Source organism: Bacteroides gallinarum DSM 18171 = JCM 13658, from assembly GCF_000374365.1.
GTDB lineage: Bacteria > Bacteroidota > Bacteroidia > Bacteroidales > Bacteroidaceae > Bacteroides > Bacteroides gallinarum.
In genome coordinates this window covers 67,132-89,501 of sequence record NZ_KB894115.1, presented here as the reverse complement: position 1 = coordinate 89,501, position 22,370 = coordinate 67,132, and the positions used below count along the sequence as shown (strand labels likewise).

Here is a 22,370-nt window from a genome sequence, read left to right as displayed (position 1 = left end):
CCGTGGCAAGGAAAAGAAGAAAGCAGAAGCAGTCCAAAGGGTTACTCTACTTAATCGTAGCGGTATGCCTTGTATGTATCGGTTATGAGCCGATAGCGGGTGCCCTGGATATCGACCTTCCCGCCACTGTGACGAGGCTTGCTGGAAAAGTAACCGCGCGGGAAGCTTCCACCGTTCCGGCAACCGCCCGGGATGTGCTTTATCCCGCTCCTTTAAAGAACGTTGCCGAGCAGATATTGCACCGGAAAGGTTACACGGTATCTTACAACAAGGACTTGAAACTGCCCAACTGGGTTGCCTGGGAGCTGACACCCGAGAAACTCGCCGAACGCGAAAGCCGCACCGACAAATTCCTGCCCGACCCCGACCTGCCCGAAAGCCAGGCTGTAACCACGGACGACTACAAACGCTCCGGCATGGACCGGGGACATATGTGCCCCGCCGGCGACAACCGCTGGCATTGGAAAGCCATGCAGGAGAGTTTCTACATGACTAATATCTGCCCCCAGAACCATAACCTGAATCGGGGAGACTGGAAAGAGCTGGAAGAAGCCTGCCGCGAATGGGCAAGGAAAGAGGGCAAGATTTACATTGTTTGCGGCCCCGTGCCGCCCCGCGGCAAGTACCGCACTATCGGCCGGCAGCACAAGGTCGCCGTGCCCGACGCCTTTTTCAAGGTGGTTCTTTGTACAAGTAGCAATCCTCCCAAAGCTATCGGCTTCATTTACAAAAATATACCGGGCAACCGTCCGCTAAGAAACTACGCAAAAAGTGTGGATGAAGTAGAATATATTACAAATATAGATTTCTTCCCTAATCTGCCTGACAATATAGAGAAACAGGTAGAAGCAGAGTATGATATAAGCCTTTGGAAGTGAATATTAAAGTTATTTCGTCCATGCCACATCTCTCTAAACCTTTGCTGAAAGCACTTACGATATACTGCACGTTATACGATGTGTACGGAAAGGAGAAGTGCTCTTAACGTTTTTTAATCTTACACATTCAAATAAGCATATTGTCACGTTATCGATGTATATATATACATTATAACACTTTTTAGCCTATATACCCGTTATAGTTTTATAATAAACCTTCCTTTTTTCTATATTTCAATAATATAATCACGCTGTTGAGTTATAATTTGTTATGTAATTATTATTCGATTTTTCTGCGGTAATTCTATCTATTTTATATATTTGCAGAGTTTTACATAATAAATTTTATTTTCACTAAAAAAATGAAATGCAGTGCAGTACATACTCTGTCTTCTGTTTGGAGAAACATCAAGAAACGCGATGAAATAGTACGCTAAGAGGATTCCTACAACCTGTTCCTGACGATTCTACAGCAAATTTATCAATTTTAATTTTAATCAATAATAATTTAAAGGCAAGGATGAGAAGATTTATTCTTTGGTTTATCTTTCTTACATTATTGACTGTTCAATCTGCCTTTGCACAGGGCTTCTTTGTAAAAGGTAAGGTCATATCGCATGAAGATAATGAACCGTTGATTGGCGTGTCAATCTTGCAAGAGGGAAGCACAAATGGTGTAGTGACCGATGTAAACGGTAACTACAATCTTGAGATTAAAGGTACGGCAAGAGCTACTCTTGTATTCTCGTACATCGGTATGCAATCACAAAAACATGCGGTCAGCGCCCGGACGGGTACGCTGAATGTCAGTCTTGTACCGGATGCCGCCCTGATAGACGAGGTGGTGGTGGTTGCGTACGGAACCCGTAAAAAAGGAACTATCGCCGGTTCCGTATCTACCGTGAAAGCGGACAAAATGGAAAATGTTCCGGCTGCCGGTTTCGACCAGGCATTGCAGGGGCAGACGCCCGGACTGTCGGTTATCTCCAATTCGGGAGAGCCCAGCAAGGCGGCGGTATTCCAAATCCGCGGTACGAATTCTATCAACTCGGGCACATCGCCGCTGTTCATCCTGGACGGGGTGCCCATTTCAAGCTCGGACTTCAACACTATCAGCCCGGGAGACATCGAATCGATTTCCGTATTGAAAGATGCCTCTTCTACTTCTATATATGGAGCACGTGCTGCAAACGGCGTCGTAGTTATCACCACCAAGCGGGGGCTTGCCATGGACAAGGCGAAGGTAACGCTGCGTGCGCAGTACGGTTTCTCGCAACTGGCATCCAACGACAAATGGATGATGATGAATACGCCCGAGCGCATCCAGTTCGAAAAGGAGATAGGGTTGGATACCGGACAGGATTACGACCTCCTGTCGCGTACCGACGTCAACTGGCTGGACGAAATTTTCAATGACCGCGCACCGTTGCAAAACTACGAGCTCTCTGTAAACCGGGCTACCGACCGCCTCAACTACTACGTGTCGGGCGGCTTCTACGACCAGGACGGTATCGCCCAGAATTCATCTTTCCGCCGCTATAACATGCGTGCCAATGCAGAGGTGAAAGCAAGCAAGTGGCTGAAAATAGGCACGAACACAATGGCTGCCTATGAAGAAATAGAACAGACGGAAGAGGGCGATATGGCATTGTACACGCCTATCTCCGGCTCGCGCTTCATGCTTCCTTACTGGAGTCCTTACAACAAAGACGGCTCGCTGGCGTCCGAAAACGACGGGACATGGGCCGGTACGGGACAGAACCCTATCGAGTGGATGGCGAACAATCCGCTGAAGCATAAGAAGTATAAAGTATTGTCTACCGTATTTGCGGATATAACGCCTATCGAAAACCTGACTATCCATACGCAGTTCGGCGCCGACTATTCGCACTCTACCGCTTTCATGCAGTCTTATCCCAGCTATGTTATCAATAACCAGCAGGGAACGGCAGGACGCAGTTCGTCCGATATTCTTACATTGAGCGAAACGACCACCGTAAATTACCGGTGGGAGCTGAACAAAGACCACTCCTTCAACTTCTTGCTGGGACAGGAAGCGGTGGACTACCAGTCGGACGGTTTCCAGGTGATAACCAAAGGACAGGCCAACGACTTCCTGACGAACGTAAGCTCCGGTACGCGTGCTTCTTCATGGGCAGACTCCAACGAGGCGTATTCCTACCTCTCGTTCTTCTTCCGCGGAGAGTACAACTACCAAGACCTTTACTATGCCGAGGTAGCCGCACGTACCGACGCCTCCTCGCGTTTCGGTAAAGACCACCGCTGGGGTATGTTCTGGTCGCTGGGATTTATGTGGAATATCAAGAACGAAGCGTTCCTGAAAGACATCGAATGGCTTACCGGAGCACAAATCGCACTCAGCACGGGTACTTCCGGTAACTCGGAGATACCGAACTACGACCACCTCGCACTCGTTGCCGGAGGACCGAACTATAACGACGAAGCCGGTATCTATCCCAAACAGAGCGGTAACGAGGATTTGGGTTGGGAACAGACCTGGTCTAACAACATCGGGCTGCGCCTGGGCTTCTTCAACCGTGTCGATATGAACATCGACTTCTATCACAAAAAGACCACCAACATGCTGATGTACGTGCCCGAATCTTACGCCATTACCGGCGAGGGCTACCGTTGGGAAAACATCGGTGCCATGGTGAACCGCGGTGTGGAAATCTCGGTCAACAGCGATGTGATACGTACCAGAGACTTTACCTGGAACCTGAATGCCAACGTATCTTACAACAAGAACAAGTTGGTGGAACTATACAACGGCGTACAGGAATATGTAAACTCCACGACGGGACTGAAATACGTGGTGGGACACTCTGTAAACGAATACTTCCTGAACCGCTATGCCGGTGTGAACCCCGCCAACGGCGATGCCCTTTGGTACACCAAAGACGGGGAGCTGACTACCGAGTTCAATGAGGACGATAAGGTGATGACCGGAAAAACGTTCGAGGCTCCGTGGGCGGGCGGTTTCGGCACGACTTTCTCGTGGAAAGGCCTCTCGCTGTCGGCACAGTTCAGTTGGATGGCAGACCGCTGGGTAATGAACAACGACCGCTTCTTCGAAGAAAGCAACGGGTTGTACAGCGCCTACAACCAGTCCAAACGCCTGCTGTACGACCGTTGGAAGAAACCCGGAGACATCACGGACATTCCGCGCTACGGAGTGGTGGCACAGCTCGATGACCGTTTCCTTGAGAATACTTCATTCCTCCGTCTGAAAAACTTAATGCTGGCTTACTCACTTCCGCAATCCCTGCTGAAGAAAACCAATTTCTTCACGGCTGCACGTGTGTACCTGCAAGGGCAGAATCTGCTGACCTTTACAGGATTTACCGGACTCGACCCCGAAATGGCAGGCAATGTCTACCGGGCACAGTATCCGGCTTCACGCCAGTTCACACTGGGTATCGAAGTTTCATTCTAAATAATTATAGTAAGAAAGATGATTAGAAAATTCAGATTATATATAATGTTGGCCGCCGTGGCATTGTCCGCCACTTCCTGCCTGGACAAGATGCCCGAGGACGAGATTCCCTTCGACGAGTCCCTGCAAACGGTGTCCGACGTAAATTTGGCGGTAATCGGCATATACGATGCCTTTAAAAGCTCATACCTTTATTCCGGCAACCTGACACTGCTGCCCGACTTGCAGACCGACTTCGTGTACGGGGTAAACGGAAACAGCAATATCTACGGCGACATCTGGCGCTGGAACGATATCAAACCTACCAATACTGACATCGAAGCCGTGTACGGTTCTTTGTACGATGTTATCAACCGTTGCAACTTCCTGCTCGACCGGGTGGACAATGTACGGAATAAGGTTACCGACGATTCAGACCTCGACAAGTTAGACCAGTACTGCGGAGAGGCTTACTTTGCCCGTGCACTGGCTTACTCCGAACTGGTGAAGCTGTTCTGCAAGGCTTACGAAAGCGATGACGATGCCGCCAACGAGCTGGGCGTTATCCTGACCCAGCATTACCGGGGCGACGAAGAGATGAAGCGCGCTTCGCTCAAAGATTCTTACCAGTTCATACTGGACGACCTGGGACGCGCGGCAGAGCTGCTGAAGCTCGAGGACGATTTCGATACGACGACACAGGGTGCGTTGTATGACTCTTCTTATTTCAACGAATATACGGTATATGCCTTGCGTGCCCGCGTAGCCCTTTATATGAAGAAGTGGGACGAGGCTATCGAGTATTCCACCAAAGTTATCGAAAGCGGTTATTACGTTTTGTCAAGCTGTACGCAGGAGATTTCTTCGGGTATCAGCTATTATAAATACATGTGGACGAACGACCATTCTACGGAGGTTATCTGGAAGGTGGGTTTCACCGTCAACTCTTACGGCGGTGCATTGGGAAGCATTTTTGCCAACTACGATTTCAGCACCTTGCGTCCGGACTATGTACCTGCCGAATGGGTTATCAACCTGTACGACACGAACGACCTGCGTGTATCCACTATCTTCCAGTCGTTCACTACCGGTTACAGTCACGGGCTTACCTGGCCGCTGCTCATCAAGTATTTCGGCAACGAGGAATTCTTGCAGTATAACATCATCCATGTAAATATGCCGAAGGTGCTCCGCCTGTCGGAACAATACCTGATTCGTGCGGAAGCTTATGCACAGAAAGAGGAATACGGAAAAGCCGGGAGCGACATCTCTACGCTTCGCGCGGCACGTTACTCTTCCTACGGTGGCTCCACCGCCATGAGCAAGGATAATGCAATGGAGGTTATCGAAGAAGAACGTGTGAAAGAGTTGTATATGGAAGGCTTCCGCCTGCACGACCTCAAACGCTGGCACAAGGGTTTCGAACGCGAGCCGCAAGACCAGTCACTGGATAACGGCAGCAGCCTGAAAGTGGAGAAGGACGACCCGCTGTTCGTATGGCCGATACCCCAGCACGAACTCGATGCGCCGGGCTCGGAAGTGGAACCCAATGAAAGTAACAAATAAGATAAAAGACATACGATAATGAAGAAACTATTAATTGGATGTGTGGCAGCCATTGCTGCCCTGGCAAGCCTTGCCGGATGCGAACAGGACAAGGTGGTTTACAGTGGTCCTAATTATCTGATGTTTTCCGATACCCTCTATCATTATGCCGTACAGGAGAGCAACGAGAAATTCGATGTTCCCGTATCGGCTACCACACGTGCCGACTACGACCGTACATTTGCCGTAGAGGTGATAGACAAGGAAAGCAATGCCATTGAGGGAAGGCATTACAAGCTTCTTTCGAACACCGTAACTATCAAGGCGGGCGAAATGGCTACCAATGTCGAGGTACAAGGTATTTACGAAAATATCGGCATCAGCGACTCCTTGGGATTTGCCCTGCGCCTGGTCATTCCCGAATCGGAACAATGGGATATGTACGGGATAGAAGCTAAAGTGGTATTGCAGAAGTCATGCCCGTTCGATATCAATAACTTCACCGGATACTGCAAGGTTACTTCTACTTTCTTCGGCGGTTCGGATATACCGAATGCCAACGTAACCATGCGTCTGATAACTTCCGATGTGGTCGAGGGCGAAGAGAATACTATCGCATTGCATGGGCTTTATTATGACGGATACGATACGAAGATAACATTCGACCGTGATGATGTACTCGAACCACTCGTAGAAATGGAAGAGCAGGTATGCGGTACTACGGGAGAAGCTTTCAGCACGGTTTACGGTGACGGCAAGTTGCTGATAAACCAACCTACCAATTATACTTCCTATTACAGTACTTGCGAAAACTTCGTGCTCCAGTACGTTACTTTGAGTGTAGACAATAAGGACGGGTCACTGTACGGTACAGTAGGTACTTTCATTAATATCATCGAATGGATTAGTGAAGGGGAGGCCGAGAAATTAAAGGAACAAGGATATTAATAAAAAAACAATGAATATGAAAAAGCTTAGTTTTAAATCATTGGAAAGTTCTTACATAAAGAGAATATGTAAGAGTTGGCTACTTATTGGATTAGTCACGGCCTTTTGTGTTAGTTCATGTTCAGAAGATAACGGCGAAAGTGCAAAAGCTCCGGAATTTCCGGAAAAGAAAAGCATTTCATGCAATGCCGGTGAAACAAAAGAGTTTACTTTCGATGCAAATCTCGACTGGAGATTGACCTCTAATGCCATTTGGTGTAAACTTGAAAAAGACGGAACAGAAGATGTAACCGTATCCGGTAGCGCCGGTACACAGACAGTAATGATTAAAGTTACGGATAGTGAACAGACTACAGGCGAAGCAAGTGTCGCCGAACTCGAACTGGCTATGGGAGGCCAAACTTCTGTTATTGCCGAAATCACACGTTCTGCCAAAGGTTATGAACTGAAAATATACGACATGGAAGGCAATGAAATAGAGCAGCTTGAAGTAGGATACAATACTTACATCCCGTTCAAGGTGAAAGCTAACTTCCGTTTTGCAGCAAAAGACTTCCCTGATTGGATATCTTTGAAAGACGGTTCACTCGTTGGTGTACCCGATGAAGAAGTAGAAAGTGGTTTACAAATCGTGAACGATGAAAATCGTGAGAAATATCCGGTTGAGGCAAGCGACGAAAATGTAATTACTTTCGCTGACGAAGCAGGAAAGGCATCTTTCTCATTCCCGGTTTACTATAAAGGTATGGATGCTAATGCAATAGTTATATCCAGTCCTACAAGTAACTCATCAAATTGGACTGTATCATTAGATGGGAAGACATTTACCCAGAAAAGTGGCGGAATATCCGGTACAGAAAGTAGTACAACTTTCCAAGATAAATTGGAATTTACCATCAAAGCGCTGCAAGACGACTATGAAATAGTATTCATAGAAATACGAAACAATAGCCTTCAGTTAATGGATAAAGAAAATGCATGGATGCATTGCGGAAAAGACAAAGGTAATGTTACGTTAACAGTCGACCCTCTTGATACAAGCGAAAAGACAGAAAGAAATGGATATGTCCTTGCCCTCTCAAGAAGTCAATATAAAGAAATAGAAAATAATTTAGAAGAAAATCTTATTGACGGAAATGAAATTGCATATAAATATGGGCAAAACAATCTCGTGATAGAATTCACTCAAAAGGAAATCGAAGAAATCAGCGAAGGCCAATTCTTTGAAGTCAAATATAGCACAGGACAACAATCAGCTATTGAATGTACTTTGTATGAAGGAGAAAAGAGTGATCATTATAAATCAACTTATAAAGTTAATGGTATCTCACAATTTCAAGTTCCCGAAGAAGAAAGAATTTTAGTAACAGTTGCTTTTAATATATCTTCTTTTAAAAGTTACTATGTCGAAGATGAATCAGAGGTGTCTGATAATGAGTTTGCAACTATGGAATTAGAGAACCAAATCGCAATAAATCCTGAAAAAGCAGAAGGTAAAGATATATTTATAGTCGTGAAAGGAGAAAATGAATCAGAGGCTGCAATGTTGATTGTTAAAGCATACAAAAATGACGGAACACAAAAGTTCATTATAATAGGAGGCTCTAATGCAACTAAATATAATGGCACTAATGCTAATACTCTCAAAACAAAATATGGATTGACTGAAATTTACGAAACTAAAAGCAACGGAGATATAGTCGATATCAAAATGCAACCTTCTCCAATTACTAATTTTGAAGTTTATGACCTGACCGAGAATAACGAGGGCGTCAAAATTGAAAATTCAACAGATGTTACGTGGGGATTTGATAATATGGGTAATGAGGAAATAGGTAAAATAGAAGTTTATTTCGGAGCATTCGGTGACATACAAGATAAAACTATATTAGTTGTAGCTATTTGTGAAAATGGTGATAAATATGGAATAATAGCCAGTAAAGCATAATATAAACTATTAAAATTAATATAGATTAAATGAATCTACAAAAATTATATTCGATATTTTTCTTACCATTCATTGTCAGCTTGCTGACAATGATAATGGTAACAGGATGCTCCGACGACGATAAGGAACTACAAAGCCAGTATGGTTATGTGCAGTTCAAACTTTATAAAAAAACTATTGAAGAAGGAGCAGCTACTCGCGCAAAAGATAAACTCGATTTATTATCTGAGGCGCAGAAAATAAATGTGGTAATGTTGCATGAAGGTGTAACAATCTCACAGACTTTACGTCTGAACTCTTATAGCGACGAAAATGCCGAATTCGGTTTGCGCAGTGATAAGTTGCAATTGCTTGTCGGTACATATAAAATAGTCGGTTACTATCTATACGACGGACTGGATGAAGAGTTACTGGCCGGTTCGGTTGGCGAGGACGATGAATTTACCATTGTCAGCGGAGGACTTCAACAAAAAGATTTGACTGCTGAAGCTGTTTCCCGGGGTATGGTAACTTTCAAACTGATTAAAGACGGACTTACCACCCGTGCAAGCGGGGAAGAAGCTACTGGTGAGCCTGATTATTTATTTCAAGATATCCAAATCATGGATGTTACAATAACCAATACATTCAGTCACGCAAAGACAACGATTACAAACCTGAAAGTATCTTATGAAGAAGACTACAAAGAACATCAGGATGCGGATAATCCCAATGATAAATACATGGATATCGGTACAGCCAGTTGTGACTCTGTAATCTGGTTGCCACAAGGAACTTACAAAGTAACCGGATATACGATATATAAAAAAAGTGGAAGCAGTAAAACAACTTTGGATGGTAAAACTGTTTCGGGAGAGTCTTTTGTTGTTGAAAACAATAAGAAAACAGAGGCTACAGTACCTATTCAACTTTCCAAAACAGCAGAATACATCAAAGATTATATAGCGCTGAAAGAAATATGGGAAGCTTTGCACGGAAAAGAATGGAGTTATTACGGTGATGGTACTCCTGCCGGCGCTACATGGAATTTCAATAAAGAAATAGATATGTGGGGCGATCAGCCAGGAGTAAGTCTGAATGATAAAGGCCGTGTCATCAGTTTGAGTCTGGAAGGATTCGGTGCAAAAGGAAGGGTTCCGGACGCTATCGGACAGTTGACGGAATTAAAAGTTCTCTCTTTTGGTTCGCACAATGAAAAAATAAATGGCAGATTGTTCGGTCCGAATGGAATTACTCCAGATATGACTGATGCGCAGAAACAGAAAATGCGTATGCATTATAAAGAACATTTCCTGGATTATGACCCGCGGGAAAATATGTCGGACCTCTTAAAAGACGGTATCAACAGAAATCCCGAACATAAGAAAATCAAGACAAACAATCGTATCCAGCTCAAAGATACTCAGATTGGGCAGACTACCAACAACATTACGTTTATCTCAAAAGCAATTATGCGTTTGACTAAACTGCAGCAGCTTTATATAGCCAATTCTCCTATTAAAGCAGAGGATATCTGTGAGGATTGGGAAAATGCAGAATCTGAATATGCAAAAGAATATGAAACTGAAAGCAGTTCATGGAGTTGGAAGAACATGACGGAGTTGACGGATGTAGAGCTTTACAACTGTCCTAACCTGACAAAGTTTCCCGAATTCCTGTTCGACCTTCCCGAACTGCAGTTGCTCAATGTTGCCTGCAACAAAGGTATCGACGGGCTGAACGGAACCAAAAACGGCACGGGCGAACAACTTACCGCAGACTGGAAAAGACTGGCGGACGCACCAGTAGGCGCCAAACTGCAAATTCTTTATTTAGGATACAATAATTTAACAAAATTTCCTCCAAGCGAATCATTGGCAAAAATGGAAAAATTAGGTTTACTCGATTGCATTCAGAATCAACTTAAAGGAAAATTGGAAGCTTTCGGTTCGCATGTAAAACTGGCAACCTTAACTTTGGATTACAATGAAATCACAGAGATTCCAGACAATTTCTGTGGATTTACAGACCAAGTTGAAACGTTAAGTTTTGCACACAATAAATTAAAGTATATTCCTAATATTTTCAATGCGAGTTCTGTCTATGTAATGGGTTCGGTTGATTTTTCATATAATATGATAGGTTCCGACGCTGGTAAGAACATAAATTGTTCTGAAAGTGATTTCAATGGAATCAATGCGTCTACCATATCACTGTCGAACAATGAAATAACAAAATTCCCGACGGAATTATTCTCAAAAGGTTCTCCTATTACTACTATCGATTTGAGTAATAACCTGATGACGGAAATTCCTGAGAATTCTTTAAAACCGAAAAATGGAAATTACAAGAATACGCACTTATTGTCTGTAATCGACCTGCGTTTCAATAAACTGACAAAACTGTCCGATGATTTCCGGGCAACCACATTGCCTTATTTGCAAAATATGGATGTGAGCTATAACTGTTTCTCGAAATTCCCGACAGAGCCGTTGAACAGTAGTCAGTTACAGGCATTCGGTATTCGCCACCAACGCGATGCGGAAGGAAACCGTATTTTGCGCGAATGGCCGGAAGGAATCACGACTTGCCCAAGCCTGATTCAACTGCAAATCGGCTCGAACGATATCCGCAAAGTAAACGAAACAATGACTCCCCAGCTTTGGATACTGGATATTCAGGATAATCCGAATATCTCTATCGATTTGACGAGCGTATGTCCTTATATCGAAGCCGGTCTGTATAAACTCTTTTATGACAAGACTCAGGATATTCGCGGTTGTGATGCTTTGGATATTAAACGATAAACTAATAAAATTCTATTAATGAAATATTTAAGTAAAATAACATTAGGATTGATTCTTTGCATGGGGTTTATAACCTCGTGCAAGGATGATGATGAACCGGCAATAGCAGGTGGCATTGCAGTGGATAAAGAAGAAATTACAATAGGCCCTGAAGGGGGAACTGAAAGCGTTGCTGTTTCTTCTTACTCCAACTGGGTGGCAAGTGCCTCGAAACCGTGGATAGCTGTTTCTCCGGCAAACGGTATAGGTTCGGCAGATTGTACCCTGGCTATCGACTCCACATTGGAGAATACTTCACGTACGTCACAGGTACGTTTCTCTCTGGACGGCCAGGAACCTAAAGTAATTACTATAACGCAGTTCGGTTTCGGAAAGCAAATTCTGTTAAAAGAATCGGAAATAGAAATTGAGAATTCTGCAGAATATGACAAGCGTTATTTCGATGTTACGATTTCGACCAATGTCAACTTCAAAATCGATGAAAATATAGTGTATTCTTTTGCAGAAGAATCCATGACAGAGGAGGAGAAAAACGAAGTCGAAAGTGAATCGAAAGATTGGCTGACTATGCCAAAAGACAGCGAACTGGAAGTAAATCTGGATAGAAAAGCACGTCCGCGTACAATCAAGGCACGTTTCCGCTGGGAAATGAATACTGCTCCTTATACCCGTATCGCTAAAATCAAGCTGGTACCGGAAAATCCGGAAGAAGACCAGTTAGTGGATAATGACGGTAATCCGATTGAGTCGGTTCTCTTGACGGTAACCCAAAAGCCGGCTTTGAAAATTGAAGATAACCGTTCGGGTGACTCACTGGCAATCGTTACAATCAACGAAAAAATACAAAGTATGATAACTTTCGATACCAGTGAAAGTATGCAAAATTGGGATTATGTAACCCTTTGGGAAGCTACTGACGAGAATTTGCCCGAGGCAGAAGCTGTAGGACGCGTACGTTCTTTGCAACTTATGATGTTCGACTTAAAAGACGGTGAAACCTTGCCTAAGGAAATACGTTATCTGAAATACCTGGAATCGTTCACTATCCAGAGTAATACCAACCGTCAGACACGTACTGTTTCTTTAGGTGAAGAAATCTGTGATTTGAAATATCTGAAAAATCTTAGCGTGATTTCCTACGGTATGAATAAATTACCTGACAACTTCATTAATTTAGGTGATAAGTTGGAAACACTGAACTTGGGAAGTAACAACTTTACTTCATTAGCGGATATAATGGAAGTTGTTAATGAGAAGGAATTCAAGAAACTCCACTCATTGACTCTGACAGGATGCCGCCTTACAGATTCATACTACGACCTGAGTCCGAAGGATAAAAATAAAGAAGATTTAGGTCTTCATATCAACATAAGTAGTGAAACAAGAGAAAGACAAGCGTTCTTGGATTTATTGACATGGGATAATTTGAGGTCATTGCAACTTTCTTACAATTTCATCGAAGGTAAGTTACCGGATGATGATGAAGTAGATGCAGCACTGACTGCAGCAGGTAAACGGACTCGGTACGATGAAAGCGATTTCTCGACTAACGAGAACGATTACCTGGATAAATTAGTAGGAGACACTTGCAGATGGTTACTATCTGAGAATAATACGGTGAAAATTAAGTATACAAACAGCGAAACCCCTGAGGATGTCACAGGACAGGAGATACCACGCGTATTGCCAAAAGCCCGTGAGTTCTATATCAACCTCAACTTCCTGACAGGCTCGCTGCCGAAATGGATTCTTTTCCACCCGCATTTCGTTGAATGGTATCCGGAAGGCATGGTCTTCAATCAGCAGGAAGACGGTAGAAATTCAGAGGGTGAAAAAGTGGGATTCGATAATATCAATGCTGATAAATTCGATTATAGTTACTACTACGGTAGCGAAGCTCCTGATTCTCCCACAGAACAAGGTGTAGCTTATCCGTTATACTATTACAGATATGTAGCAAATGCATCGACAACGGAATAATCCGAAAACAAATATCATTAACAAGAATTATTTTTAAAAAGAAACAATGAAGAAAAGATTCATCTATATAGCACTCTTCTCCCTGGCGATGACAGCCTGTACGGAGCAGGAAATCATAGAACAACCGTCTACCCCTACGGGGGGGACGGAAATTCGGCTTCCGGCAGATGTCACCTCGGGCGAGTTGCTGATTAAGTTCAAGCCGGAGATGACCGATATCCTCGACCAGACCATGACAAGGGCTGCCAAAAGTAGCGGTGTCATGACCCGTTCAGGAATTCCTTCCACTGACGAGGTGCTGGATATATTGGGCGGTTACCATTTTGAACGTATCTTCCCGGTAGACCCTCAAAACGAAGAACGTACCCGTACTGCCGGACTTCACCTGTGGTATCTGGTGAAATTCGACGAGAACACGGATTTGCAGGAAGCTGCCAATCGCCTCAGCAAATTGGGAGAAATTTCTAAAGTGCAAGGTAATACACGCATTAAGCGTGCTTACAGTACCAAAGGCTACCGAACTTATATCAACGAAAGTGCTTTGCAACAAAAAGCGATGACACGTAGCGGAGCGGAAACAAGCCCATTCAGTGACCCGGGATTGAAATTTCAATGGCACTATCATAATTCGGGCAGCAATGATTTCGATAATAAAAACGATTTAAAGAATAAATCGATAGCCGGATGCGACGTAGGCTGCTACGAAGCATGGCAAAAGTGTACAGGCGACCCTTCTATCATCGTTGCCGTACTGGACGAAGGAGTTATGTACTCCCACCCCGACCTGGAAGACAATATTTGGATTAACGATGAGGAAGAACTCTATGCCGGAAAAGATGCGGACGGCAACGGATATAAAGACGATAAATACGGATATAACTTTGTAAGCAATACCGGAATTATCTCATGGACAGATGCCAGCGATACCGGACACGGTACGCATGTTGCCGGAACGATTGCTGCCGCCAATAACAACGGCACGGGCGTATGCGGCATCGCCGGAGGAGACGGTTCGAAAGATTCCGGTGTAAAAATCATGTCGTGCCAGGTATTTTCCGGCGAAAGCGGCGTTACATTGGACGGAGAAGCCAAAGCTATAAAATATGCTGCCGACAACGGAGCTGTTATCCTGCAATGCAGTTGGGGATACAATTCCCCGGAAGCAAGCGAATTAGAGGGATATGTTCCCGGACCTGCTACTGAAGAAGAATGGGCTACGACTTACCCGTTGGAAAAAGAAGCATTGGATTACTTCATCAACAATGCGGGTTCGCCGAATGGCGTAATCGACGGCGGTATCGCCATTTTTGCAGCCGGTAACGAATACGCAGGAGTCGCCGGCTACCCGGGGGCATATTCCAAATGTATTACCGTAAGTGCGGTAGCTGCTGACTTTACACCTTCTTCTTATACCAACTTCGGTGTGGAAGTGGATGTTTGCGCACCGGGAGGAGACACGGAGTACTATAATCCCGTAGGAAAAGACGACCCGGAATTTTTCGACCCGGACAACGGTGTAGCTTCCGGCTCCATTCTTTCTACTATGATTAAGAACGGAGAACCTGCCTACGGTTATATGGACGGTACTTCCATGGCTTGCCCGCACGTATCCGGCGTAGCAGCTTTAGGACTGTCGTATGCCGTACAGCAACGACGTCATTTCAAGGCAAGCGAATTCATACAATTATTGAAAAACTCGGTAAAACCGGTAGACAGCTATTATGAAGGAGGTAAAAAGAAAACCTATTACAGAAACCATATTTCCGTAGCTGCCTCTCCTACTCAGGTAGAGTTATCCAAATACATCGGTAAAATGGGTACGGGAGTCGTAGATGCCGGAATATTGCTGAACAGTATCGCAGGAAGCGGTTCGGATATGAAAGTTCCTAACGTATATGTGGCAGAATCGGCTACATCGACCCTCAACCTGGCTTACTATTTCATCGACGGTGAAAACCTGACTTACACTTGTACATCGTCCGACGAAACCGTTGCTACGGTAAGTACCGAGAATACGCTTATGAAAGTGACCGGAGTAAAAACCGGAGCTGCCAAGATTACCGTAAAGGCAAGCAACGGAGAGGAACAGACTATCACTGTAACAGTTCGCAAAAATGCAAACGATAACGGGTGGATGTAATTTAAGTAATCAATGAAACCGATTATTTGGATACAGTTGCTTTTATTTTGTGTAGGAACCGGACAATTCCGAATGGTGAATGCCCAGAAACGGGATGTCCGTTTCCTCTCACAAGAAAGAATCGATTCCCTGATAAATCCTCCTCTGATGAAGGAGGCGAAACAGATAATACGCTTCGACAGGACGGTGCAAGACATCGGAACACTGACGGAGGACGATGAACCGGGAACATACAGGTTCGTATGCACCAACATCAGTGAAAAGACCGTCCGCCTGGAAAGAGTTAGGACAACCTGCGGATGTGCAGTTGCACACGTAGAGGCGGGAGACATAGAACCGGGAGGAAAGAGGGACATCACATTGGTGTACAACCCCAAAAATCATCCGGGAACGGTGGATACGAATGCATTCGTATATCTCGCACAATCAGAAAAAGCCCCCGTAGCGAAGCTGACGCTCATAGGCAACGTATTGCCGGCGGCAGGACAATGGGCAAGATACCCTTACGCAATGGGGAAACTGAGGCTGAAACAGAAGCGAATGGAGTTCAAGGAAGTAGCGCCCGGAAAAAGGCAGACCGAAAGGATTTTATGCGGAAACAGCGGGGAAAAGCCACTGAGACTGTCCGCAGTAATCATACCCGGTTTCGCCACGTTCCGCACAGAGCCCGAAGTTATAAACCCGGGAGAGGAGGCGGACATCGTAATAACCGTCGATGCCTCGAAGATTCCCCACGGGAAAGGAGGGCAGTTCAGCTTTCCGGTTATAATAGAGGGACTGGACGCACGGCCGTCAGATCGGACGCTCGACATCAAAGTAAACTGTATCAAGTAACGATAAAAACAAGAAAACGAATATGAAGAATATTTTCAACTTAATGGCTTTATTTGCCTTCCTGTGCTGCTTCTCTGCCTGCGACGACGATGAAGCGGTAATTCCTACACTTGCAGTGACTCCTGCCAACTTGAACGGGACATGGGAACTTTCCGAATGGAACGGGCAGCCCCTGGCGGAAGGTACGTACTGTTATGTGACTTTCAACCGGAAAGAGCAGACTTTCGAGATGTACCAGAAGTTCGACAGCATGTATGCACGGTATATTACCGGAAGTTTCAGCATCGAGGAAGACCCTTATTTAGGTTCTATTATCAGCGGAATGTACGATTTCGGCAACGGAGACTGGAACAATGAGTATATCATAACCGACCTGCTGGAAACAGGCTCCATGGTATGGACTGCCAAGGATAATGAAAATGATGTAAACAAATACGTACGTTGTGAAAAAATTCCCGAGGACATCGTGAAAGAAGCGAAAGTCGATGAGGAAGAATAAGCACAACCATTTTTTTTCATAAATTTACTCTATAAAATTAATAAGGGAGACGTCCGTGAAGGATATCTCCCTTAATGTTTTTATTCTGCTATCCATGCATCTGTAATTTCCGCCACATAAACACAGTGCAGATTGCCGTGAGTACCTCCGTACCATTTCTCATAAACAGAGTAATCCAGAAAATTTTCTTCTTTCATATCCGTTATAAAGAGCTTACGGCATTCCAAACTCAAACGTCCTTGTTCGAACAAGATATTTCCTTTATCCGTTACGACAGGCATTAGTCCGGTTTCTTTCACTTTATCCACTTCCCTACCCGATTTGCTTCCGCAGAAATTATAGATGCTTTTGTTCTCTTTTCCCAAAAAAGAAAGTGTGAAGTATTCCTGCTTTTCGATAAATTCAAAAGTGTAACGCTCCGGACGGATAAAAACAAATACTACCGGTTTATTCCAAAGAAAGCCTATGCCTCCCCAACTGGCAGTCATCGTATTGAAATGTTCTTTATTGCCTGCTGTTACCAACATCCATTCCTTGCCTATCGCCTCGAAAAAATTCTCATTAAGGTCTTTTATCGCTACCGATTTCATAACTATGTATTATTAGGATTATTAATTCAATAGGAAACACTCACAGCTATCCCCGCCTCTTTTACCAATGCTGCAATACGGTCTAACTCTTCGTGAGTGGCTTTTTGCAGGTCGTGGTCGGGAGTTTCACGGTCGATAGTATAAATCATTACCTGACGCGGAGAAATCTCTTTAACAGCCTCTAACCAGGGCAAAACGTACTTATCGGAAGTATTATCCATGTCTTTATCCTGAAAACCGCCTTTCAGGAACATAGTCTGAATGATGCAATTGCCTTTGAATGCCTTTATGCCTTCGATAACGGAAGCTACGGAATATTTGCCGGTAGGACGGTCTAATGTACGGATATATGTTTCATCGACCGTATCCAGCTTCAAAATATTATTATCTACCTTATTCAAAGCCTCGAATACGGCAGGACGGTAGATAAATGTAGAATTACTTAGCACGCTTACTTTGGCTTTCGGAAAATACTTGTCGCGCAAGGTGAGCGTATCTTCTATGATTTCAGGAAAATGCGGATGTGCGGTCGGTTCTCCGTTTCCCGCAAAAGTAAGCACATCGGGAACGGGGCCGTTCTTTTGCATCTTTTGTAGCCGGGTTTCCAATGCGGTACGTACTTCCTCACGCGTAGGAAGCGGCTTTTTGGGACGATGCTCGGAGTTGAATCCGCATTCACAATAAATGCAGTCGAAAGTACACACTTTACCGTCTTCCGGTAACAGGTTGATTCCCAAAGATACTCCCAAACGGCGGGAATGAACAGGGCCGAATATGGGAGACGGATAAATAACAGTCATTTTATTTATGATTTGTAATTTGCGATTTAAATTCAATATCCTTTTAGTAGTTTACTTTCTAAAATTCCAGAGACAAACCACCTAATCAGCACGGCAAAGATAGAAAATAAACATGCAGATATTCCTAAAAACACTGTAGTTATTACTCAAAACTTAATACGAAGCTGCATCTGCAAGTCCGATTTTTTATTTCCTTTTATCAAATCGTTACCGGAACCGATAGTTTCACGGTTTCGATAAACGGTTTGTCCGAACTTAACGAGAAACATAAAGACTTTGTTCAAATCGTAACGTATGTGAGCTGAGTAACGAAAACCCTTTCCATAGTACGAAGGAGTATAAAATGTATAGAGCAACCCTTTTTCGGAAGTATAAATGCGCGAATCGTAGTCGTCCGTATGGAAATAGATGCCTTGTACGGATATGGCTAAGGGAAAGCCGGAAAAAGTATAAGCAAAGGATTGCGTGCATTGCCAGCCTTGTTTTTTTTCGAATTCGTATCCTTTTCCGCTTTGCTGGTGGAAATGATTATAATCAATCGTAGTACGGTACATAAAAGCTCCCGGCATATATGTGAGCCTATACCGGAATTTATGATGATAAACGGGCAATGTAATCTTTCCGTCCGTTCCCGATACATCTCTTTCTTTCCGTTTATAGCGGTAATTAATATACATGGACAAATTTCTACGGGGGGAATAAATCGCCTGGAACATTCCGTCTATTCCTTGCGAAGGCTTACTTATGCGATACTTCAACCACGGAAAAGAAAATAAATCCAATGAAGCGAAGAATTTCCAGTATGCCAAAGGGGTTGCTTCTACTGCCAGATACCAGCCGTTTTCATTTTGCGGCGTACCGCTTTCTCCGAAAGAACGGGAAAAGAAAGACCAGTAATCATAAGAATAATAACGATGAATCAACAGCAGTTGATAATCTGTTAATAACTTATATTTCAACTGGTTCAACAAAGCATATCCTTTTTTTCCTACTGCCCCCTCTCCTACCCATACCAATTTTCCCAAGCGATATTTATAATCTACACCTACATTATAAAAATCGTTTCCATGCAGATTGTATTTTGCGTACTTTTTCAAATCGGGCTCATAAGGATGATTGAAAAAGTAATAGATACCTGTTATTCCCACTTTCAGCTTATTCTTTTCATAAGTCAGGTTGCCGCCCATGGATTGCATGGTAAAAGCGTTCATTTTGTTTGCTTCCTTTTCCGTACGGTGCAGCCCTGTTTTATAAATAGAGGTGATTTTTTCGTCTTTCAACGTGCCGTCCATGGAACGGTACGAATAAAAAGCGGAAAATTCCAGAAAACGAAGAATTTCCACTGTTGCCGCTACTCCACGAAAATAATTATATTCGTCCGTAGAGCTGTGTTTCCGAATTCCTCCCGTACGATACTCCGAGGTAGACATGGAGAAGGTTTTGCCCAACCGGAAATCCGTACTGAGTACGAGTCCCTGACCGAAACTCAGCTTATAATTACCCAGTGCAAGTGTTTTTATCCTGTTCATATTCTTGAACAGGCAATAAAAGGAATAATAGTCGTACCCTTTCTTATCCTGCAAAGCAAAGAACGGTTCGCCTGCATCCTTCTCTCCTACTATACCTGCCTGAAAATAATCCCCATAACGAAAACCGTAACGCAACGAATGATAAACGGCAGGTCCTGAATAGTCTTTTTCATATCCCTTACGGGTATATAAAGGAACATCCATACGTGCCAGTATTTCATGTTTGCCATATTTCAATATGTTTTTTAAAGAAGGATAACCGGGATTATCTTCAATAGGTTTTACACAAATAAACGGTATTAATAATTCGATAGTCTGTTTATCCAACGATTCCACCAGTTGCAATTCGTAAACAGTCTGCATTTGTCCGTGTATATACACATATGCCAGAATGTTTTCTATCTGAAGTTCTGTCAGAAAAGGAAATTCTTCTAATTGCCGCTTAGTAGCGGAATTAATGTTAACCGGTTCTTGCAGGCGATTGGAAAGTTCTTCCAGTTCATCTTCCCAATTTTTTTCTTCTCCGTCCATGGAAAGCTGTTCCAAATTTTCTTCCCACGGAGATGCAACCGTATTCTGAGCTACAAGCATAGGAGTCATTAACAGCATACTTATAAAAACTCCTACCTTGATTACTGTCATTGAAATAGGGTGTTTCCAAATTTATAAACAGCGAAGTTACCTTAAATTAGTTAATTGAACAAGGAAAAACGAGAGCAATGCAACAACATTCCATAGAATGGTGTACTTTTGCGGCATGAACTGGCGGTTTAACATAGTAATACTCATAGTGTTTCTCTTGTCGGGAAGCCTGGCTTGCCATGCCCAGCAACAACCTGAAACCGATATATCCAAAAGCGTCTATCTTACTCCCATGTGCGTATACAACGGCGATACGATTCCGTATGTAAAACTTACTACCGTATATATCTTTAAACCACTTAAATTTAAAAATAAACGCGAAATGGCGAAGTACTACAAGCTTATCCGCGATGTGAAAAAAGTGCTTCCTATCTCTAAAGAAATCAACCGCGCCATTATCGAAACTTATGAGTATCTACAGACTCTGCCCACCGAAAAAGAACGTAAGAAACATCTTAAAGCCGTAGAAAAAGGATTGAAGGAGCAATATACTCCCCGCATGAAAAAACTCTCTTTCGCCCAAGGAAAACTGTTGATAAAGTTAGTAGACAGACAAACCAATTCGACTTCTTATGAACTGGTCAAAGCATTCATGGGACCTTTTAAAGCGGGATTCTATCAAACTTTTGCGGCATTATTCGGTGCCAGCCTGAAAAAGCAATATGACCCTACCGGAAACGATGCGCTTACGGAGAGAGTAATTCTAATGATAGAAAGCGGGCAACTTTAGCAATTCCATTACCACGGCTGCTTTAGCGACACCGCTTATCCCAAGAGAAAATCCCAATGATTAATATCAGGTTGATAAACTTGTTACTAACAATGGAATAAAACCGATAAACTATTATAATACAAATAAATAGTTTGTTGATAACCTAAATAAATAATGGTTAATTTAAAAGACGGAAAACAAAATACCCGCTTATTTCAACACGGTTATTCTTACTTATTAACCGGTAATTCACTTTAATTTTTTGAATAAGTCCCAAATAACGATGCCTGCCGTTACGGACACATTCAAAGAGTGTTTCGTACCGTATTGGGGAATCTCGATACAACCGTCGGAATGGTCGATAACTTCCTGTTGGACGCCTTTTACCTCATTCCCCATTACTACGGCATACTTTTTACCTTTCTCTAAAACCAATTCATCCAGCATGATACTGCCTTCCGCCTGTTCTACGGAATACACGATATATCCTTCGTTCTTAAAGTTATCAACCGCTTCAACAGTGTTACTGACATATTTCCAGTCAACGGTAAATTCTGCGCCTAAAGCGGTTTTATGCATTTCAGGGTGAGGCGGAGTAGCTGTAATGCCACACAAACAGATACATTCGATACGAAAAGCATCCGAAGTACGAAATACGGAACCTATATTATGCAAACTACGGATATTATCCAGTATAACTACAAGCGGAAGCTTTTCAGCCTTTTTAAATTCCTCCGTACTGATACGGTTCAGTTCGGTTATCTTAAGCTTTCTATTCATGATAATTAGTTTTTTCACCTTGAATTACATGAAGTCCCGCATCAGGACGATTATTCAAAATCATCGTTCTATATCCTCTGCAGGAACCTTTATAGTTTAATGCAATCTGATTTTGCAAAGATACTCCTTTCCGTTCACATCCCTGTTAATAACCACTGAAAAAGGTGTCAATAGCATAGGGAAAGATTTTTAGAAATAATACTTGCATTATTCAAAGTAACGCATATTGCATGGGTATAACGAACAAAACAAAAAAGTTCGACTAAATTTTCAAAGGTTATATAAACACATTTTTAAGCCTCATTCCATGGATTAATCTCTGT

The 22,370-nt window shown here is 43.4% G+C and carries 15 protein-coding genes; 11 read left to right on the top strand and 4 right to left on the bottom strand.

What is annotated here, in order from left to right:
• The first annotated feature begins 2 nt into the window (after window positions 1-2).
• From C233_RS0100360 to C233_RS0100315, 10 genes are all read left to right on the top strand, one after another.
• On the top strand, window positions 3-878 hold the full coding sequence (locus tag C233_RS0100360) for a DNA/RNA non-specific endonuclease (protein ID WP_025068521.1): 876 nt from the start codon (window positions 3-5) through the stop codon (window positions 876-878).
• Between the two features lie 520 nt (window positions 879-1,398).
• Complete coding sequence (locus C233_RS0100355; RefSeq protein ID WP_025068520.1) at window positions 1,399-4,335, top strand: SusC/RagA family TonB-linked outer membrane protein; 2,937 nt, start codon at window positions 1,399-1,401, stop codon at window positions 4,333-4,335.
• Between the two features lie 18 nt (window positions 4,336-4,353).
• Entirely contained in the window at window positions 4,354-5,880 is a 1,527-nt protein-coding gene (locus tag C233_RS0100350) for a RagB/SusD family nutrient uptake outer membrane protein (RefSeq protein ID WP_025068519.1), read from the top strand.
• A gap of 18 nt (window positions 5,881-5,898) precedes the next feature.
• The gene (locus C233_RS0100345; protein ID WP_026314679.1) at window positions 5,899-6,807 is read left to right on the top strand and encodes a DUF4984 domain-containing protein; all 909 of its coding nucleotides are present in this window, start codon (window positions 5,899-5,901) and stop codon (window positions 6,805-6,807) included.
• 16 nt (window positions 6,808-6,823) lie between these two features.
• Window positions 6,824-8,755 carry a DUF5003 domain-containing protein gene (locus tag C233_RS0100340; protein WP_025068518.1) on the top strand — a complete coding sequence of 644 codons (1,932 nt, stop codon included), beginning with the start codon at window positions 6,824-6,826 and terminating at the stop codon, window positions 8,753-8,755.
• A 29-nt stretch (window positions 8,756-8,784) separates the two neighbouring features.
• Window positions 8,785-11,541, top strand: coding sequence for a DUF4458 domain-containing protein (locus C233_RS0100335; RefSeq protein WP_026314678.1), 2,757 nt, complete (start codon window positions 8,785-8,787; stop codon window positions 11,539-11,541).
• Between the two features lie 18 nt (window positions 11,542-11,559).
• Window positions 11,560-13,521 (top strand): BACON domain-containing protein, encoded by a 1,962-nt coding sequence (locus C233_RS0100330; RefSeq protein ID WP_025068517.1) that lies wholly within the window; start codon window positions 11,560-11,562, stop codon window positions 13,519-13,521.
• Window positions 13,522-13,567: 46 nt separating this feature from the next.
• On the top strand, window positions 13,568-15,661 hold the full coding sequence (locus C233_RS0100325; RefSeq protein WP_018665615.1) for a S8 family serine peptidase: 2,094 nt from the start codon (window positions 13,568-13,570) through the stop codon (window positions 15,659-15,661).
• Window positions 15,662-15,673: 12 nt separating this feature from the next.
• Window positions 15,674-16,495, top strand: a complete 822-nt coding sequence (locus C233_RS0100320) for a DUF1573 domain-containing protein (protein WP_018665614.1) — start codon at window positions 15,674-15,676, stop codon at window positions 16,493-16,495.
• A 22-nt stretch (window positions 16,496-16,517) separates the two neighbouring features.
• Complete coding sequence (locus C233_RS0100315) at window positions 16,518-16,994, top strand: lipocalin-like domain-containing protein (protein WP_018665613.1); 477 nt, start codon at window positions 16,518-16,520, stop codon at window positions 16,992-16,994.
• An 80-nt stretch (window positions 16,995-17,074) separates the two neighbouring features.
• On the opposite strand, the gene C233_RS0100310 is transcribed toward C233_RS0100315, so the two are convergent.
• The 3 genes from C233_RS0100310 to C233_RS0100300 all read right to left on the bottom strand — a co-directional run bounded on the left by C233_RS0100310 (window position 17,075) and on the right by C233_RS0100300 (window position 20,555).
• Window positions 17,075-17,584 carry a flavin reductase family protein gene (locus C233_RS0100310; RefSeq protein WP_018665612.1) on the bottom strand — a complete coding sequence of 170 codons (510 nt, stop codon included), beginning with the start codon at window positions 17,582-17,584 and terminating at the stop codon, window positions 17,075-17,077.
• A 26-nt stretch (window positions 17,585-17,610) separates the two neighbouring features.
• Window positions 17,611-18,384: a radical SAM protein gene (locus C233_RS0100305; protein ID WP_018665611.1), complete on the bottom strand. Its 774-nt coding sequence runs from the start codon at window positions 18,382-18,384 to the stop codon at window positions 17,611-17,613.
• A 146-nt stretch (window positions 18,385-18,530) separates the two neighbouring features.
• Window positions 18,531-20,555 (bottom strand): helix-hairpin-helix domain-containing protein, encoded by a 2,025-nt coding sequence (locus C233_RS0100300; RefSeq protein WP_026314677.1) that lies wholly within the window; start codon window positions 20,553-20,555, stop codon window positions 18,531-18,533.
• 97 nt (window positions 20,556-20,652) lie between these two features.
• On the opposite strand from C233_RS0100300, the gene C233_RS0100295 reads away from it, so the two are divergent.
• Entirely contained in the window at window positions 20,653-21,285 is a 633-nt protein-coding gene (locus C233_RS0100295) for a DUF4294 domain-containing protein (protein ID WP_018665609.1), read from the top strand.
• Window positions 21,286-21,516: 231 nt separating this feature from the next.
• Here the strand turns inward: C233_RS0100295 and C233_RS0100290 are convergent, their stop codons facing one another.
• Window positions 21,517-22,047, bottom strand: a complete 531-nt coding sequence (locus tag C233_RS0100290) for an RNA methyltransferase (protein ID WP_018665608.1) — start codon at window positions 22,045-22,047, stop codon at window positions 21,517-21,519.
• Between the last annotated feature and the right edge of the window lie 323 nt (window positions 22,048-22,370).

Excerpts from the sequence above, each read along its gene's own strand:
- C233_RS0100325 (WP_018665615.1), top strand. The coding sequence starts at position 13,568 with ATGAAGAAAAGATTCATCTATATAGCACTCTTCTCCCTGGCGATGACA.
- C233_RS0100350 (WP_025068519.1), top strand. The coding sequence starts at position 4,354 with ATGATTAGAAAATTCAGATTATATATAATGTTGGCCGCCGTGGCATTG.
- C233_RS0100330 (WP_025068517.1), top strand. The coding sequence starts at position 11,560 with ATGAAATATTTAAGTAAAATAACATTAGGATTGATTCTTTGCATGGGG.
- C233_RS0100345 (WP_026314679.1), top strand. The coding sequence starts at position 5,899 with ATGAAGAAACTATTAATTGGATGTGTGGCAGCCATTGCTGCCCTGGCA.
- C233_RS0100305 (WP_018665611.1), bottom strand. The coding sequence starts at position 18,384 with ATGACTGTTATTTATCCGTCTCCCATATTCGGCCCTGTTCATTCCCGC.
- C233_RS0100300 (WP_026314677.1), bottom strand. The coding sequence starts at position 20,555 with ATGACAGTAATCAAGGTAGGAGTTTTTATAAGTATGCTGTTAATGACT.
- C233_RS0100320 (WP_018665614.1), top strand. The coding sequence starts at position 15,674 with ATGAAACCGATTATTTGGATACAGTTGCTTTTATTTTGTGTAGGAACC.
- C233_RS0100315 (WP_018665613.1), top strand. The coding sequence starts at position 16,518 with ATGAAGAATATTTTCAACTTAATGGCTTTATTTGCCTTCCTGTGCTGC.
- C233_RS0100340 (WP_025068518.1), top strand. The coding sequence starts at position 6,824 with ATGAAAAAGCTTAGTTTTAAATCATTGGAAAGTTCTTACATAAAGAGA.
- C233_RS0100310 (WP_018665612.1), bottom strand. The coding sequence starts at position 17,584 with ATGAAATCGGTAGCGATAAAAGACCTTAATGAGAATTTTTTCGAGGCG.
- C233_RS0100290 (WP_018665608.1), bottom strand. The coding sequence starts at position 22,047 with ATGAATAGAAAGCTTAAGATAACCGAACTGAACCGTATCAGTACGGAG.
- C233_RS0100355 (WP_025068520.1), top strand. The coding sequence starts at position 1,399 with ATGAGAAGATTTATTCTTTGGTTTATCTTTCTTACATTATTGACTGTT.
- C233_RS0100295 (WP_018665609.1), top strand. The coding sequence starts at position 20,653 with ATGGTGTACTTTTGCGGCATGAACTGGCGGTTTAACATAGTAATACTC.
- C233_RS0100335 (WP_026314678.1), top strand. The coding sequence starts at position 8,785 with ATGAATCTACAAAAATTATATTCGATATTTTTCTTACCATTCATTGTC.